A 249-nucleotide genomic window follows, 5' to 3' on the forward strand; every position below is an offset into this window, starting at 1 on the left:
TCCAATCTCCCCCCTTGAGGGGGAGATGGCCGGCAGGCCAGAGGGGGGCGGTCCGCGCTTTCCTCACAGCAATGCTTTTCTTGGTTTCTTCAGCTGCCCACGCTGCCGCTCTCGAACTAAAACCCTTCAAGGACGATCTGTTCGCCTATCCAGCCACGCTGTCGTCCGACACCAATGGCGCCTATACCGTCATCGACTACCGCGAGATGCGCGATATCAACCAGCGTGACCAGGTGCCGGAGCGGCGGG

The 249-nt window shown here is 61.4% G+C and carries 1 pseudogene; it reads left to right on the forward strand.

Annotated features, from left to right (window positions below):
- Nucleotides 1–71 precede the first annotated feature (71 nt).
- Nucleotides 72–249: pseudogene (locus tag EOC06_RS44725) on the forward strand (alpha/beta hydrolase); the annotation flags it as partial.

This window comes from Mesorhizobium sp. M7A.F.Ca.MR.362.00.0.0, from assembly GCF_004023175.1.
Classification (GTDB): domain Bacteria; phylum Pseudomonadota; class Alphaproteobacteria; order Rhizobiales; family Rhizobiaceae; genus Mesorhizobium.